This is a genomic window from Streptomyces montanus (assembly GCF_005786655.1).
Lineage (GTDB): Bacteria > Actinomycetota > Actinomycetes > Streptomycetales > Streptomycetaceae > Streptomyces > Streptomyces sporangiiformans.
Genome location: NZ_VBZC01000068.1, coordinates 32,881 through 49,257 on the forward strand (window position 1 = coordinate 32,881; position 16,377 = coordinate 49,257).

The window sequence follows — 16,377 nt, forward strand, 5'->3', positions numbered from 1 at the left end:
CCTACGGTCGCACGGGTGATGAGCAGCAGGCCGCAGACCACCACGCACACCACCGGCGAGCATCAGCCGTACCCTGCGGCACGCGACCGGGCGGCGACGCGCGCGTCGGCGCGCACCTCGGCGCAGTGCCCGCCCGCGCGCTACGAGCCGTACCTGGACGGCCTGTTCACCTACTGCCTGTCCGTGCTGTGCGACCACGACGCCGCGATCGCCGCCGTCGGGCACGCCCTCGCGCTCGCCGAGCGCCGCGGCCCCCGCGGCCCTGCGGCGCCCGACGACCGCAGGGCCTGGCTGTACGCCCTCGCCCGCTGGATGTGCCTGCGCAAGCTCACCGAGGCGAAGGACGCCGAGGCCAAGCTCACCGAGGCCAAGGACAAGGTCGAACCGACCCAGCAGAAACGTCATGGCACCGCGGCGGAAGACGACCGTCGCCGTCGGGAACTCGCCCTGCTCGCCTGGCCGGAGGCCGCGGGCACCACGCCCGAGCAGCGCGAGGCGCTCGAACTCGCCGTGCGGCACCAACTCTCCGCGCGCGAGGTGGCCGCCGTTCTCGGCATGGGCGCGGTCGCCGCCCGCGAACTCCTCGGGGCGGCCGCCTGTGAAGTCGAGCGCACCCGCGCGGCCCTGGCCGTCGTCGAGACGGGCACCTGCCCGAGCGTCGCCCGGCTCATCGGCGACGACCAGCTGGTGCTCGGTTCGGCCCTGCGCCGCGAGCTCGTCCGGCACGTCGACGACTGTCCGCGCTGCCGCCGTACCGCCGAGCGCGCGATCCCCGGCTCCTGGCCCGGCACCAGCGTCACGCCCGCGGCCCTCCCCGTACTGGAAGCCCCGCGCGCGGCGCTCCACACGGCGATGGCGCATGTCCCGCGCGCGCGGGGCGGCGGCCCGCGCTTCGACCGGCGCGGCTTCCCGATGGACCCGAAGGACCGCGCTGCCCGCCGTGACCGCCTCCGCGCGCGTGCCGTCACGACGACGGTCGTCGCCACCGTCGTGGCGGCCCCCGTGCTCGCCCTGTGGGCGGCCTACCGCGGCGCACCTCTCACCGGCGAGGGCTCGGACGGGCGCCCGGTCACCGCCAGCGAGGCGCGCGGACCCATCGGCCTCGGTGGTGAGGAGGCCGGCGCCTACGAGAACTCGGGGAAGGCCGGCGCGCGGCCCGACTCCCGCTCCACCAGGAACAAACGTTTGTCCGACGTCTCCGTGGAGGTCATCGGCGTGGCCTCCGGCCACAGGAAAAGCGCCCTCTCCGTAGAGGCCGATTCCAGCGGTGACACGACGCTCATCACCCTCACCGCGTCCAAGAGCTCACCGCGCCAGGTCCGCTGGTCCGCGCGCACCGGCGCCTCCTGGCTGTATCTGAGCCGTTCGTCGGGCACGCTGCGCCCCGGGGAGTCGTTGACGATCAAGGTGTACGTCGACCACCTCCGCGAGCCGACCGGCCACTGGAGCGCGAGGGTGTCGATCTCACCCGCGGGCGCCGCGGTCTCGATCGACGGATACGGAACGGCGGGCACCCCTGACCCGTGGGACCCGGGTCCCGGCCCCGGCCCGACCCCGAGCGGCCCGACACCGCCCGACCCCACGCCGGCCGATCCCGGACCCGGTCCGGAGCCCACGCCGAGCGACACGACACCGACCCCCGCGGACCCGGAGCCCACCCCCACTCGCAGTGACCCGCCTCCGTCCGAGCCCGGCCCGACCCCCATGGGCGGGCCCGCATCGGGCCCCGGTGGCCAGCCCTCGCCGCGCGGCGACGGCGGCGCCCAGAGCCCCTCGGGAAGCTGAGCGCGCGCCGCTCCGCGGGACGTGCCTACGCAATGCGGGACGTGCCTACGAAATGTGCGAGCTGTCAGGTGACCGGGTCCGCCGGGTGCGGTGCCACCAACGGCAGCTGGGACGCCAGCCGCTGCTCGCACAGCTCGGCCAGCCGGTCGTATCCCCCCTTGCCCATCAACTCGATGAGCTCGGGCCGGTACGTGACGTACACGGGCTCGCCCGCACCGTGCGCGGAGGTCGCCGATGTGCACCACCAGTGCAGGTCGTGCCCGCCCGAACCCCAGCCGCGGCGGTCGTACTCGCCGATCGAGATCTGCAGCACACGGGTGTCGTCGGGCCGGTCGATCCACTCGTACGTCCGCCGCACCGGCAACTGCCAGCAGACGTCGGGCTTGGTCTCCAGCGGTTCGCGGCCCTCCTTCAGCGCCAGGATGTGCAGCGAGCAGCCCGCTCCGCCCTCGAAGCCGGGACGGTTCTGGAAGATGCACGAGCCCTGGTACGGGCGGGTCTGCCGGGAACCGTCCTCGTCGGTCGCGACCCAGCCGGTCCGGGTCCCGACGTCATGGTGCTGCCAGATCTCCGGCGTGAGCCTCGCCACATGCTCGGCGACGCGCTTCTCGTCGTCCTCGTCCGAGAAATGGGCGCCGAGCGTGCAGCACCCGTCGTCCGCGCGGCCGGCCTGGATGCCCTGGCAGCCGCTTCCGAAGATGCAGTTCCAGCGAGAGGTCAGCCATGTCAGATCGCAGCGGAAGACCTGCTCGTCATCGGCGGGATCAGGAAACTCCACCCACGCGCGCGCGAAATCGAGCCCCTTCTCGTCCGGCACGGACTCCGGGGCAGGGGGCCCTGGGACAGAGGGCTTCGGGGACTTCTTGGTCTTGGTGGACGCCTTCGCCTGCGAAGAACCCTTGGCGGACGTGGCTGACGCTGCCGACTTGTCGGCCTTTGCCTTGTTCGTCTTTCGCACCCGTCCAGGGTAAGTCGCTCACGAGCACTCCGGGGACCAGCGAGCGGCCTGCTCGCAGTAGCGTTCCGTACATGAGACTCGGTGTCCTCGACGTGGGTTCGAACACGGTGCATCTACTGGTGGTGGATGCACACCCAGGCGCGCGCCCGTTGCCGGCGCATTCACACAAGGCGGAGCTGCGGCTCGCCGAACTCCTCGACGACAGCGGGGCGATCGGCCCCGACGGGGTCGACAAACTGATCGCCGTCGTCCAGGAGGCCCTGGAGGCGGCCGAGGACAAGGGCGTCGAGGACCTGCTGCCGTTCGCGACCTCCGCCGTGCGCGAGGCCGACAACGCCGATGACGTACTGGCCCGGGTGCGTGCCGAGACCGGCGTCGAGCTGCAGGTCCTCACCGGCGAGGAGGAGGCGCGGCTCACCTTCCTCGCCGTCCGCCGCTGGTTCGGCTGGTCGGCCGGGAAGCTGCTCGTCCTCGACATCGGCGGCGGCTCCCTGGAGATCGCGTACGGCATGGACGAGGAGCCGGACGCGGCGGTGTCGCTGCCGCTCGGTGCGGGGCGGCTGACGGCCGGGTGGCTCCCGGGCGACCCACCGGACCCGGCGGACATCAGGGCGCTGCGTCGGCATGTACGCGCCGAAATCGCACGTACGGTCGGGGAGTTCAGTCGCTTCGGGGCGCCCGACCACGTGGTCGCCACGTCCAAGACGTTCCGGCAGCTCGCCAGGATCGCGGGAGCCGCGCGCTCGGCCGAGGGCCTCTACGTGCAGCGCGAGCTCAAGCGCAGGTCCCTGGAAGACCTGGTTCCGCAGCTCGGCGCGATGACCGCCGAGCAGCGCGCGGAGCTGCCCGGAGTCTCCGAGGGCCGTGCGGGCCAGCTCGTCGCGGGCGCGCTCGTCGCCGAGGGGGCGATGGACCTGTTCGGCGTAGAGACGGTGGAGATCTGCCCCTGGGCGCTGCGCGAGGGCGTGATCCTGCGGCGGCTGGATCACATGGGGCTGGGCCTCATCCCCGAGCAGCCCCGAGAGGCCCCGAGGAGCGCCGAGAGGGGCCGAGAAGACCTGAGAAGCCCCGAGGAGCTCTGAGGAGTCATGAGCGCGTCGGCGCGCGGTGCCGGGGAGGCGTCCGCGCGCGGCCGGATCCGGTCGGTTCCCGTGTCCCGCCCGAGCGGCACGCAGGAACCGCCTCCCCGGCGCCGAGCGCGGCCCCGTACTCTGTCCCTCGTGGCAGAACCAGTGGTGCGCATCCCGGATGCGAAGGTCGCGCTGTCGACGGCCTCTGTCTATCCGGAGTCGACGGCGACGGCCTTCGAGATCGCCGCCCGCCTGGGATACGACGGCATCGAGGTCATGGTGTGGACCGATCCGGTCAGCCAGGACATCGAGGCGCTGCGCAGACTGAGCGACTACCACCAGATCCCGGTCCTGGCCATTCACGCCCCTTGTCTGCTGGTCACACAGCGCGTCTGGTCCACCGACCCCTGGGTCAAGCTCCAGCGCGCCCGCGCCGCCGCCGAGAAGCTCGGCGCCTCGACGGTCGTCGTGCATCCGCCCTTCCGTTGGCAGCGGCAGTACGCCCGCGACTTCGTCACCGGGATCTGGCGGATGGCCAACGAGACGGACGTACGGTTCGCCGTCGAGAACATGTACCCCTGGCGCTACCGCGACCGCGAGATGCTCGCGTACGCCCCCGACTGGGACGTGACGAAGGACGACTACCGGCACTTCACGATCGACCTGAGCCATTCCTCCACGGCCCGCGCCGACGCCCTGCAGATGCTCGACCGCATGGGCGACCGGCTCGGCCACGTCCACCTCGCGGACGGCAACGGCTCCAACAAGGACGAGCATCTCGTCCCGGGGCGTGGCAATCAGCCCTGCGCGGCGCTCCTGGAGCGGCTCGCCCTGAGCGGCTTCGACGGCCATGTCGTCATCGAGGTCAACACCCGCCGGGCCATGTCCAGCGCCGAGCGCGAGGCCGACCTGGCCGAAGCCCTCGCCTTCACCCGGCTCCACCTCGCCTCGGCGGTCAGGGTCGCGGGCTCATGACCGACACGGCCCCCCGCCGCCGCGGACGCCCCTCCCGTACGAAGTCGGGCGACGCTCCCGCGACGCGCGACCGCATCCTGACGGCGGCCCGCGAGGAGTTCTCCGAGCGCGGGTACGACAAGACGTCCGTACGCGGCATCGCCAAGGCCGCAGGCGTCGACTCCGCCCTCGTCCACCACTACTTCGGCACCAAGGAGCAGGTGTTCCAGGAGGCGGTGGAGGCCGTCTTCGCGCCCGCGCTGAAGGCCCCGGACGTGATCTTCGAGGGACCGCTGGAAGGGGTCGGCGAGCGCTTCGCCCGCTTCCTCTTCGGCATCTGGGAGAACCCGGTCACCCGCACCCCGCTGCTCGCGGTCGTGCGCTCCGCCGTGAACAACGAGGTGGCGGCTGCCGTCTTCCGCCGCCTCGTCGCCGCCCAGCTGATGCGCCGGGTCGCGTCCCAGCTCGGTCTGCCGGACGCGGAACTGCGCGCCGAGCTGGCCGCCGCCCAGCTGGTCGGCGTCGCCATCCTGCGCTACGTGATCAAGCTGGAGCCGCTGGCCTCGGCGGACATCGAGCAGATCATCGCGCGGGTCGCTCCCGTCGTTCAGGGGCATCTGACCGGGCCCTGAGCCGGGGCGTGGGCGCGAGTCCGTGAGCCGGGGCGTGGGCGCGAGAACGCGTCCCTCGGCACGGCCGCCGATCGAGACGTACATCCCGTAATCCGGACGAGGTGTCCGGATCCTGGAGCACCGGCGTAGGCTCGAGGTCTGTCAGAACTCTCTGAAAGTCTCTGAAGGTCCCCGAAGGAGCGAGCGACGATGCCCGAGCTGAGGTCCCGCACAGTCACCCACGGCCGCAACATGGCGGGCGCCCGCGCCCTGATGCGCGCCTCTGGTGTACCCGGTGCGGACATCGGCCGGAAGCCGATCATCGCGGTCGCCAACTCCTTTACGGAGTTCGTGCCCGGCCACACCCACCTCCAGCCGGTCGGCCGGATCGTGAGCGAGGCGGTCAGGGAGGCCGGCGGCATCCCGCGCGAGTTCAACACGATCGCGGTGGACGACGGCATCGCGATGGGCCACGGAGGCATGCTGTACAGCCTCCCGTCCCGCGACCTGATCGCGGACAGCGTGGAGTACATGGTGGAGGCCCACTGCGCCGACGCCCTGATCTGCATCTCCAACTGCGACAAGATCACGCCGGGCATGCTGATGGCGGCCCTGCGCCTGAACATTCCGACGGTCTTCGTCTCCGGCGGCCCCATGGAGTCCGGCCGCGCGACGCTGGTCGACGGCACGGTCCGTACGCTCGACCTCGTCGACGCGATCTCGGACGCGGTCAACGACAAGATCTCCGACGCGGACATCCTCCGTATCGAGGAGAACGCCTGTCCGACCTGCGGTTCCTGCTCCGGCATGTTCACCGCCAACTCCATGAACTGCCTGACCGAGGCCATCGGCCTCTCCCTCCCCGGCAACGGCTCGGTCCTGGCCACGCACACGGCCCGCAAGGCGCTGTACGAGGACGCCGCGCGCACGGTGGTGGACATCACCCGCCGCTACTACGAGCAGGACGACGAGACGGTCCTGCCGCGCTCCGTCGCGTCGATCGCGGCCTTCGAGAACGCGATGGCGCTGGACATCGCCATGGGCGGCTCGACCAACACGATCCTGCACCTGCTGGCCGCCGCCCAGGAGGCGGAGGTTCCGTTCGGCCTGGAGGAGATCGACGCGGTCTCGCGCCGCGTCCCCTGCCTGGCCAAGGTCGCGCCGAACGTCGCCAAGGACCGCACGTACTACATGGAGGACGTGCACCGCGCCGGCGGCATCCCGGCCCTGCTCGGCGAGCTGCACCGCGCCGGACTGCTGAACGAGGACGTGTACTCGGTGCACAGCCCGTCGCTCGCGGACTGGCTGAAGACCTGGGACGTGCGGGGCGGCTCGCCCTCCGCCCAGGCCGTGGAGCTGTGGCACGCCGCCCCGGGCTGCGTGCGCTCGGCCGAGGCCTTCTCCCAGTCCGAGCGCTGGGAGGCCCTCGACGACGACGCCGAGAACGGCTGCATCCGCTCGGCGGAGCACGCGTACTCCAAGGACGGCGGCCTCGCGGTCCTCAAGGGCAACCTCGCGGTGGACGGCTGTGTCGTGAAGACGGCCGGCGTGGACGAGTCGATCTGGACCTTCGAAGGTCCGGCGGTGGTCTGCGAGTCGCAGGAGGAGGCCGTCGAGAAGATCCTCGCGAAGCAGGTGAAGGACGGCGACGTCGTCGTCATCCGCTACGAGGGCCCCAAGGGCGGCCCCGGCATGCAGGAGATGCTCTACCCGACGTCCTTCCTCAAGGGCCGCGGTCTGGGCAAGACCTGCGCCCTGATCACCGACGGCCGCTTCTCCGGAGGCACCTCCGGCCTGTCGATCGGCCACGCCTCGCCCGAGGCCGCGTCCGGCGGCACGATCGCCCTCGTCCAGGACGGCGACCGCATCCGCATCGACATCCCGAACCGCACCATCGAGCTCCGCGTCCCGGACGAGGAGCTGGCGTCCCGCCGCGAGGCCCTCGGCGGCACGTACGCCCCGGCCGGCCGCGAGCGCAAGGTCTCGACCGCGCTGCGCGCCTACGCCGCGATGGCCACCAGCGCGGACAAGGGCGCGGTGCGGGACGTCTCGAAGCTTGGCTGACGCCCCTGGCGCGGGGGTCTCGTACCCAACCTCCATAAACCTCCTGCGATCCCCACAACCCCCCTACGAAGAACGTCCCCGTACGTCTCGCGTAAGACGTAGGTAAAAGACGCCCCTCGCAGCGCAACTGTGCCGCTGCGGGGGGCGTCCAATTACGTGCAGAACATGCCAAGAGACGGCACGCCCGCGCGTACCGTCCGCAACGGGGGAGAACAGAATGAGTGAGCAGCTCGCCGGGACAGACGCCGAGCAGACGTCCGCCGCCGCGACGTCCACCGAGGCGACGGCCGCGGCCACCTACACCGTGGTCGCCGACGTGAACGTGCGCTCCGGCCCCAGCACCTCGTACGCCATCGTGGGGCGCGTGTCCGCCGGCTCCAGGGTCACCATCTACTGCCAGACCCCGGGCCAGACGATCACGGGCCCGCTGGGAACCTCCAACCTCTGGGACCGCATAGGCAGCGGCCGCTACATCACCGACACCTTCGTCCGGACCGGAAGCGACGGCTACGTGGCGCCGCGCTGCTGACACCGGCTGTCCAGCTGTCCTGACGTGCGGGCCGCCGCCCGGTCACTCCGTCCTCGGCGGCTTCCGCACGTCGAAGCCGAACACCGTGTTGCCGCTCGCGGTCCCGATCAGCGCCCGCCCGGAGAACGCCACGCGCCCGGTGGTCGCGAATCCGCCGAGGCCGCCGTCCGCCTGTGGGTCCGACGTCCACAGGACGCGGCCGTCGTCCGGATCGAGGGCGGCCACACGCCCGCTGGCCGAGCTGAAGTACAGGACGCCGCCGGAGACCACCGGACCGGACGCGTTCTCCACGCTCGTCTGGCGGGCCCACACCTTCTTGCCGGTCGCCGGGTCCACCGCGGTGATCAGACCGGCGTTCCCGGAGAAGTAGACCCTGCCGCCGGCCAGCCCCGGAACCGCGCCGGTGTAGCGCGTCGGCAGCGCCGCGGACGTGACCCGGCCGGTTCGCGGATCGAGGCGCTTCACCTTCGAGAAACCATCGGTCTCGGCGCCCGTCCGGTGCACCTCCAGCAGGACGAGCGAGCCGTCGGCCGTGCCCAGCGGCAGCACATCGCCCGTGACCCGCATGGCCTTCCCGAGCCGTCCGGTCGCGGCGTCGACCGTGTGGAAGGTCTTGTGGGTCACCTCGACCGAGTCGGCCTCGGACCGCGCGGCGCACACCGCGTAGACGCCCTTGCCCGCGACCAGCGGCGTACACGTGGAACCGGCCGGGAAGGGCGTCCGCCATGCCGTCTTCCCGGTGGTGGCGTCGCGGGCCACCAGCCGGGACTCGGAGGCGTCGGCCGAGTACACCGAGAAGCCCTGGAGCACGGCCTCGTCGGGCCGTCCGACGAGAACGGTCGCGTCGCCGCCCAGCGGCGCCGACCACACCTCCTCGCCGTCCCCCGCGGTCAGGGCGACCACCTCGGTCCCGCCACCGTCGTCCTGGGTGCGGTAACCGAGCACGGTGTCCCCGGAGACACCGACGAAGTGCATGTCGCTCGTGGGCACCCCGGGATTCGGGCGGTTCCACACGCGGGTGCCGTCCGCGACCCTGATCCGCGTGGCGATGACCCCGCCGCCCCCGCAGAACACGGACTCGCCCCGCGCCGCACAGCGCATCTCGTCGGGGATGTTCCGTCCGCCGCGCACGGTCACCTGCCACGGCCGGAACCCGTCGGGCAGCCGCGCGGTGGACGCGCTCACCGTCCGGCGGTCGCCGTCGGGGGTGTTGTTGTCCTGCCCCTGCGGCGTCCCGGTGCCGGCCTGCAGGACGGCGACCCCGCCCGCGATGGCGGCCACCGCGGCGGCGCACGCGACGGCGGTGCGCCAGCGGCGGCGCAGCGTACGGCCGACGAGAGAGTCGCCCTCGCGGGTGTGCGCCGGCGTGGGCTTCCCGGGATGGTCGGGGTGCGCGGGCTCTCTGGTGCCTGCGGGCTCCTTGGGGCGCGCGGAGAGCAGCCGGGTGTCGGTGTCCGTGTCCGGCCCGGCGGAGCCCTGCGACGCCGGCTGTCCCAAGTCCTCCGGAAGGGTGCGCAGTTGTCTCAGCAGCTCGTCGGCGGAGGGGCGCTTCTGAGGCTCCTTGGCGAGACACGGTTCGACGATCTCGCGCAGCGCGTCGGGTACGCGGCCCAGCGCCGGCGCCTCGTGCACGACCTGATACGCCGTCATGTACGGGCTGTCGGCGTCGAAGGGTCCCTGCCCGGTCGCCGCGTAGACCAGCAGCGTGCCCAGCGAGAACACGTCCGACTCGGGGCCGACCTCCCGCGGCGCCTGCAACTGCTCCGGCGACATGTACGGGGGAGTGCCTATGACACGGCCCGTCATGGTCAGCGTCTGGTGGTCGGCGGCGCGCGAGATGCCGAAGTCGATGACGCGGGGCCCCTCCGGCGACAGCACGACGTTCGACGGCTTGAGATCGCGGTGCACCACCCCGGCGCGGTGGATTTCGCGCAGGGCCTCGGCCAGCCCGATGGCGAGCATGCGCAGCTCGGCCCCGCCCAGCGAGCCGTCCGCGCCGATGCGCTGGGCCAGTGTGGGGCCCGTGATGTACGCCGTGGCCATCCACGGGTGGTCGCTCTCGACGTCCGCGTCCACCACGGCCGCGGTGAAGACACCGCTGACCCGCCGGGCGGCCGACACCTCCTGCCGGAAGCGGATCCTGAACTCCTCGTCGCCCGCGAACTGCTGATGGATCAGCTTGATCGCGATAGGCCGGCCCGATGCTGTACGCGCCAGGAAGACCGCGCCCATCCCGCCCGCGCCCAGGCGCCCCTCCAGCGGGTAGCCGCCGATCTCCTCCGGATCTCCTGTGCGGAGCTGCACCGTCGCTCCACCTCCCCCGTACGTCACCTCGTGCCCACACAAGCTAGCGCCCCCGTCGGCCGGAGGCGCCGTCGCCCGCGCCGGAGAGTGGCCTCGGCCTCCAGCTGTGGGACGATAATCGGCCCATGAGTGACGAAACCGGGCCCGGCGTCTTCGCGGGCCCTCAGCCCGAATCCCTCCGCTTCTTCGGCACCACCTGGGTGCGTCACGACGGCGGATACGCGGCGCGCCGCGCCGGGGTCGCCACAGGGGCGCTGGCCGCGGCCGTCGCCGCGTGCCTGGTGCTGCGGTTCGCCTACGAAGGGCTGCAGATCGCGGCCGTCGGCGGACTGGTGAACCTGCTCCTCGTCGTGATGTTCACGGCGTGCAGCGCGATCGCCTTCCGCCGCACCTGGGAGGGGTTCCGCGAGCGGGCCGACCCGGAGACGCAGGCGCGCCTGCGCAGTCTGATGGCCATCGGGTTCGTCGGCTCGCTCGTCGCGTACTTCTTCCGCTCCCTGGGCGAGGCCCCGGGTGAGAAGCTGCTGCGCACCGAGTACGAGGAGGCCCGCGAGCGGTACGAGCGGCGCAGCGTGCGACGCACCGGCAATCCGGCGAAGTCGAAGAGCAACACATCAAAGAGCAACGGGTCGAAGAGCCACGCGTCGAAGGGCAACGCGTCGAAGAAGCGCAAGCGCTGATCCGCCGCCGTGATGGGCACGATGACGGTATGACGTCGACACCACCCAACTCGCTTGCCCGCCGCGCCCATTCCTTCAACTCGGCCGCCGCCCAGTACGCCGCCAACCGTCCCTCCTATCCGCCCGCCCTCTTCGAAGCGGTCGAGAATCTCGCGGGCAGCACCCTCACCGGCGCCCGGGTCGTCGATGTGGGCGCAGGGACCGGCATAGCCACCACCCTGCTGCGCGAGCGCGGGGCACACGTCGTGGCTGTCGAGCCGGGCGAGGGCATGGCTGCCCAGTTCCGCCGGACGCTCCCGGACGCGCCGCTCGTACGTGCCGACGGCAACGCGCTGCCGTTCGCCGACGCGTACGCCGACGTCGTGACGTACGCCCAGGCCTGGCACTGGACCGACCCGGCCTGCTCCCTGCCGGAGGCGATGCGCGTGCTGCGGCCGGGCGGAGCGCTGGCCCTGTGGTGGAACATGGACGCCGAGGACGTGCCGTGGCTCGCCGCGCAGGCGGAGCGCGTGGAGCGGTACGTCGGCATCGGCAAGAAGAACGGCGGCTTCCGTGCCGAGGCCGCGTTCGCCGGGGCGCCGTATGTCCCGCGGTTCGCCCACCGCCAGGTCCGGTGGAGCCGCACCGTCCCGCTCGACACCCACCTCGCCAACATCGGCAGCCATTCGGTCTTCCTCGTCCTCGGCGAGGAGAAGACCACGGCCTTCCTCGCCGAGGAACGCGGCCACCTTCTGGAGACCTTCCCCGACGGGCTGGTCGAGGAGGTCTACAACGTCGACGTGATCGTGGCGACCCGCTCCTGAGCCCCGCCGGCACACCGGCAAGACGGGCCACGACTACGGGCCGCCGCCGAACGCGAGCCACGAGGCCGCCACCGAACGCGAGCCGGGAGCACGCGTCGCGGATCCCATGCTCCCCCTCACCCCACCTCGCTCCCGCGCGCGGGAGCGCCCGGCGGCCGCGCCGCTCCCGTTCCCGCGCCGCGCCGTTCTCGTGCCGCTCCCGTTCCCGCGCCGCGCCGTTCTCGTGCCGCTCCCGGTTCCCGCGCCGCGCCGTTCTCGTGCCGCTCCCGCGTGCCCGGCGGCAGCCCCGGCCGCCCACTGCCCTCCCACGCTTGACGAGGCCCTCGGGCAGGAGCATTATTCATCGCATGATGAATTACTCGACGGACCCACCGAGCACCAGCCCCTCGCCCTCCACAGCCCCAGCGATCCGCGCAGCCGACCTCACCGTGGTTCGAGGAGGCCGTCAGGTCCTGCGCGGGCTCGATTTCGAGGTGCCCCACGGCCAGATCACCGGACTGCTCGGCCCGTCGGGCTGCGGCAAGTCGACCCTGATGCGGGCGATCGTCGGCACGCAGGCCAAGGTCACCGGCACCCTTGAGGTCCTCGGCAGCCCCGCGGGCGACGCCACACTCCGCTCCCGCATCGGATACGTCACCCAGGCCCCGTCCGTCTACGACGACCTGACGATCCGCCAGAACCTGGACTACTTCGCCGCGATCCTCGACCCCGGCCGTACGTCCGCCGAACGCCGCCACGAGAACGTCACCCGTGCCATCGCCGACGTAGACCTCACCTCCCGCGCCGGCGCCCTCGCGGGCAACCTCTCCGGGGGCCAGCGCAGCCGTGTCTCCCTGGCCGTCGCGCTCCTGGGCACACCGGAACTCCTCGTCCTCGACGAACCCACGGTCGGCCTCGACCCCGTACTCCGCCGCGACCTGTGGAACCTCTTCCACACCATCGCCGCCGAGCGAGGCGCCACCCTCCTCGTCTCCTCCCACGTCATGGACGAAGCCGAGCGCTGCCACCGTCTGCTCCTGATGCGCGAGGGCGAGATCCTCGCCGACGACACCCCTGACGCCCTGCGCCTCGACACCGGCAGTGACACCGTCGAGGACGCCTTCCTCCACCTGGTCGACGAGGCGATCGCGGCCGGCAACCAGAAGGAGACCGTCTGATGAGCCCAAGCACCAGCACCAGCACCCGCACCGGCACCACGACGCGTATGAGCCCGACCACGCCCCCGAGGCCCAGCGCCATGAACTACTCCCGCACCATCGCCACCGCGACCCGAGTCCTGCGCCAACTCCGCCACGACCCGCGCTCCATCGCACTGATGGTTCTCGTCCCCTGCGTGATGCTCCTGCTGCTTCGCTACGTCTTCGACGGCAGCCCGCGCACCTTCGACTCCATCGGCGCCTCGCTCCTCGGGATCTTCCCGCTGATCACCATGTTCCTGGTGACCTCCATCGCCACCCTCCGCGAACGCACCTCCGGCACCCTGGAACGCCTCCTGGCCATGCCCCTGGGCAAGGCCGACCTGATCGCGGGCTACGCCCTCGCCTTCGGCGCCGTCGCCATCGTCCAGTCCGTCCTCGCCACCGGCCTCGCCCTCTGGGCCCTGGGCCTCGACGTCACGGGCTCGGCCTGGCTCCTCCTTCTCGTGGCTCTCCTCGACGCCCTGCTGGGCACGGCGCTCGGCCTCTTCGTCTCGGCCTTCGCGTCCTCGGAATTCCAGGCCGTCCAGTTCATGCCGGCGGTGATCTTCCCGCAGCTCCTCCTCTGCGGCCTCTTCACTCCTCGCCCCAACATGCACCCCGTCCTCGAGGGCATCTCCAACGTCCTCCCCATGTCGTACGCCGTCGACGGTATGAACGAAGTCCTCAAGCACACCGACGTAACGGCCGACTTCATCCGCGACGCCCTGATCGTCGCGGCCTGCGCGCTCCTGGTCCTCACCCTCGGCGCCGCAACCCTCCGCCGCCGCTCCGCATAGCGGGGCCGGCGCCCCCAGGTACGGCATCCGTCCCGGCGGGTGGACATCTCGGCCCACCTGGTGTCCCTCGGTGCGAGGATGGACCTTGGACGACGCATCCACCGGAGGGCAACGGAACATGACCCAGAAAGTCGCAGTGCTCGGCACCGGCAAGATCGGCGAAGCCCTGCTCAGCGGAATGATCCGAGCCGGCTGGTCGCCCGCCGACCTCCTGGTCACCGCACGCCGCCCCGAGCGAGCCGAAGAGCTCCGCAACCGCTACGGCGTCACCCCGGTCACCAACCCCGAGGCGGCCAAGACCGCCGACACCCTGATCCTCACGGTCAAACCCCAGGACATGGGCACCCTTCTCGACGAGCTTGTCCCGCACGTCCCCACAGACCGTCTGGTCATCAGCGGCGCCGCGGGCATCCCCACCTCCCTCTTGGAGGAGCGCCTCGCCGAGGGCACGCCCGTCGTCCGCGTCATGACGAACACCCCCGCTCTCGTCGACGAGGCCATGTCCGTCATCTCCGCCGGCACCCACGCCACCGGCGAACACCTCGCCCACGCCGAGGAGATCTTCGGCGCCCTCGGCAAGACGCTCCGCGTCCCCGAGTCCCAGCAGGACGCCTGCACCGCTCTCTCCGGCTCGGGTCCGGCGTACTTCTTCTATCTGGTCGAAGCCATGACCGACGCGGGCATCCTCCTCGGCCTGCCCCGCGACAAGGCCCACGACCTGATCGTCCAGTCCGCGATCGGCGCCGCCGTGATGCTCCGCGACAGCGGCCAACACCCCGTGACGCTCCGCGAGAACGTCACCTCTCCCGCCGGCACCACCATCAACGCGATCCGCGAACTGGAGAACCACGGCGTGCGCGCCGCGCTCATCGCCGCCCTGGAGGCCGCCCGCGACCGCAGTCGCGAACTGGCCAGCGGCAAAAGCACCTGACGCCCGCCCGCCGACCCGCCCCGCCTCGACGCCGGTGCCTGGAGCCCGCCCGTCCAGACACCGGCGCCGCCGCGTCACAGCGACCCAGCGGTCAGGCGGGCGGGAGCAACCCGATCGCCCTATACGCCGCGTCCACCCTCGGCCTCGCCTTCTCCCTGGCCTTCTCCGCACCATCCCGCAGCACCCCCTCCACATACGCAGGATCCGCACACAACTCCTGGTGCCTCTCCTGTACGGGCCTGAGGAGCTCGACCACGGCCTCGGCGGTGTCCTTCTTCAACGCTCCGTACGATTCATATACACCGCTCAGGGCTTCGGGGTTCCCCCCTTCACAGGCCGCGAGGATCTCCAGCAGATTCGAGACTCCGGGCCGCGCCTCCCGCTCGTAGACGACGCCCTGCCCGCTGTCCGTCACCGCCCGCATGATCTTCTTCCGGATCACGTCCGGCTCGTCGAGCAGATAGATGATCCCGGCCCCGACGTCGTGCGACTTCCCCATCTTCGAAGTCGGCGCCTGCAGATCCATGACCCGCGCCGCCACCGCCGGAGGCGTGGCCCGCGGCACCACGAACGTATGCCCGTAGCGCTGGTTGAACCGCACCGCCAGATCCCGTGTCAGCTCCACGTGCTGCGTCTGGTCGTCCCCCACCGGCACCTCGTCCGCCCCGTAGGCCAGGATGTCCGCCGCCATCAGCACGGGATACGTCAGCAACGACAGCCGTACGCTCCCACCCCGCGCCCGCTCGACCGCGGCCTTCTCCTTGTACTGGATCATCCGCCGCATCTCCCCGTCCGATGCGACGCACTCGAGCAGATACGACAGCCGCGCGTGCTCATCGACATGACTCTGCACGAACACGGTGCACAGCTTCGGATCGAGCCCGGAGGCCAGCAACAGCGTGGCCGCTTGCCGACTGAGCCTGCGCACCCGGCCGGGATCGTGCTCCACGGTCAACGCGTGCAGGTCGACGATGCAGAACAGCGCGTCGGCCCGGTGCTGATCGACATCGGCCCACCGCCGTACGGCCCCCAAGTAGTTCCCCAGCGTCAGATGCCCGGTCGGCTTGACCCCGCTGAAGATGCGCGTCATCTCTCCACCTCCTGGTCAGGACCACCGCTGCCCGACGGCCGGGCTCTCCAGGAGGGAGATACGAGAAACGGCCGCCGAGGCGGCGGCCGTTGAGTACATACGTGAGCACGGCCGCCCTCAGGCGGCCCACCACTGCTGGGTGCACGTATGCGTCGTCATGAGTCCGAGAGTACGCCTCCGGGGTGCCCTCAGGTGCGGAGTTGACACGCCTCTACCCGGTCCGTAGTGTGCTCCGGGTTGTCCGACGTGAGCGCCGACTCCGGTCGGTCCCCGGACAGCCATTCCGCAGCAAGCATCTGAGGATCGACGACCTGTCGTCGGCCCGTTTTCATGCGCGTTTGCGAAATGAGGAATCCGCGTTCGAAAGGACGCGACCCCGATTGGCTTCGGGGGCGGGGATTCCGCTAAAGTCTCACTCGTTGGAACGGCCCAACAGCCGTGAAGACACCCCCCTCCGACAGGGAAATCGGACGCGAAAGAGTCTGATAGAGTCGGAAACGCAAGACCGAAGGGAAGCGCCCGGAGGAAAGCCCGTGAGGGTGAGTACGAAGGAAGCGTCCGTTCCTTGAGAACTCAACAGCGTGCCAAAAATCAACGCCAGATATGTTGATACCCCGTCTCCG

At 71.3% G+C, this 16,377-nt stretch carries 14 protein-coding genes; 11 read left to right on the forward strand and 3 right to left on the reverse strand.

Annotation, left to right across the window (positions count from 1 at the left end):
• Positions 1-15 precede the first annotated feature (15 nt).
• A complete protein-coding gene (locus FE633_RS39500; RefSeq protein ID WP_138049992.1) occupies positions 16-1,785 on the forward strand; it encodes a BACON domain-containing protein in 1,770 nt (589 codons plus the stop codon).
• A 64-nt stretch (positions 1,786-1,849) separates the two neighbouring features.
• Here FE633_RS39500 and FE633_RS39505 read toward each other — a convergent pair whose 3' ends face one another.
• On the reverse strand, positions 1,850-2,743 hold the full coding sequence (locus FE633_RS39505; RefSeq protein WP_138049993.1) for a DUF3109 family protein: 894 nt from the start codon (positions 2,741-2,743) through the stop codon (positions 1,850-1,852).
• 71 nt (positions 2,744-2,814) lie between these two features.
• Between FE633_RS39505 and FE633_RS39510 the strand changes: the two genes are divergently transcribed.
• From FE633_RS39510 to FE633_RS39530, 5 genes are all read left to right on the forward strand, one after another.
• Entirely contained in the window at positions 2,815-3,825 is a 1,011-nt protein-coding gene (locus FE633_RS39510; RefSeq protein WP_171060306.1) for a Ppx/GppA family phosphatase, read from the forward strand.
• Positions 3,826-3,963: 138 nt separating this feature from the next.
• Positions 3,964-4,788: a sugar phosphate isomerase/epimerase family protein gene (locus FE633_RS39515; RefSeq protein WP_138049994.1), complete on the forward strand. Its 825-nt coding sequence runs from the start codon at positions 3,964-3,966 to the stop codon at positions 4,786-4,788.
• Positions 4,785-5,399, forward strand: a complete 615-nt coding sequence (locus FE633_RS39520) for a TetR/AcrR family transcriptional regulator (RefSeq protein WP_138049995.1) — start codon at positions 4,785-4,787, stop codon at positions 5,397-5,399. Before FE633_RS39515 ends, FE633_RS39520 begins: the two co-directional genes overlap by 4 nt.
• Before the next feature lie 189 nt (positions 5,400-5,588).
• The gene (ilvD, locus tag FE633_RS39525; RefSeq protein WP_138049996.1) at positions 5,589-7,442 is read left to right on the forward strand and encodes a dihydroxy-acid dehydratase; all 1,854 of its coding nucleotides are present in this window, start codon (positions 5,589-5,591) and stop codon (positions 7,440-7,442) included.
• Positions 7,443-7,659: 217 nt separating this feature from the next.
• Entirely contained in the window at positions 7,660-7,971 is a 312-nt protein-coding gene (locus FE633_RS39530; protein WP_138049997.1) for an SH3 domain-containing protein, read from the forward strand.
• A 42-nt stretch (positions 7,972-8,013) separates the two neighbouring features.
• Here FE633_RS39530 and FE633_RS39535 read toward each other — a convergent pair whose 3' ends face one another.
• On the reverse strand, positions 8,014-10,275 hold the full coding sequence (locus tag FE633_RS39535) for a serine/threonine-protein kinase (RefSeq protein ID WP_138049998.1): 2,262 nt from the start codon (positions 10,273-10,275) through the stop codon (positions 8,014-8,016).
• Between the two features lie 125 nt (positions 10,276-10,400).
• Here FE633_RS39535 and FE633_RS39540 point away from each other — a divergent pair, with 125 nt between their 5' ends.
• The 5 genes from FE633_RS39540 to proC all read left to right on the forward strand — a co-directional run bounded on the left by FE633_RS39540 (position 10,401) and on the right by proC (position 14,664).
• Positions 10,401-10,955 carry an EamA/RhaT family transporter gene (locus FE633_RS39540; RefSeq protein ID WP_171060307.1) on the forward strand — a complete coding sequence of 185 codons (555 nt, stop codon included), beginning with the start codon at positions 10,401-10,403 and terminating at the stop codon, positions 10,953-10,955.
• 29 nt (positions 10,956-10,984) lie between these two features.
• A complete protein-coding gene (locus FE633_RS39545; RefSeq protein WP_138049999.1) occupies positions 10,985-11,758 on the forward strand; it encodes a class I SAM-dependent methyltransferase in 774 nt (257 codons plus the stop codon).
• A 347-nt stretch (positions 11,759-12,105) separates the two neighbouring features.
• The gene (locus FE633_RS39550; protein WP_138050000.1) at positions 12,106-12,915 is read left to right on the forward strand and encodes an ABC transporter ATP-binding protein; all 810 of its coding nucleotides are present in this window, start codon (positions 12,106-12,108) and stop codon (positions 12,913-12,915) included.
• A gap of 47 nt (positions 12,916-12,962) precedes the next feature.
• Positions 12,963-13,733: an ABC transporter permease gene (locus FE633_RS39555; protein WP_171060308.1), complete on the forward strand. Its 771-nt coding sequence runs from the start codon at positions 12,963-12,965 to the stop codon at positions 13,731-13,733.
• A 118-nt stretch (positions 13,734-13,851) separates the two neighbouring features.
• A complete protein-coding gene (gene proC, locus FE633_RS39560) occupies positions 13,852-14,664 on the forward strand; it encodes a pyrroline-5-carboxylate reductase (RefSeq protein WP_138050002.1) in 813 nt (270 codons plus the stop codon).
• A 91-nt stretch (positions 14,665-14,755) separates the two neighbouring features.
• On the opposite strand, the gene trpS is transcribed toward proC, so the two are convergent.
• On the reverse strand, positions 14,756-15,754 hold the full coding sequence (gene trpS / locus FE633_RS39565; RefSeq protein WP_138050003.1) for a tryptophan--tRNA ligase: 999 nt from the start codon (positions 15,752-15,754) through the stop codon (positions 14,756-14,758).
• Between the last annotated feature and the right edge of the window lie 623 nt (positions 15,755-16,377).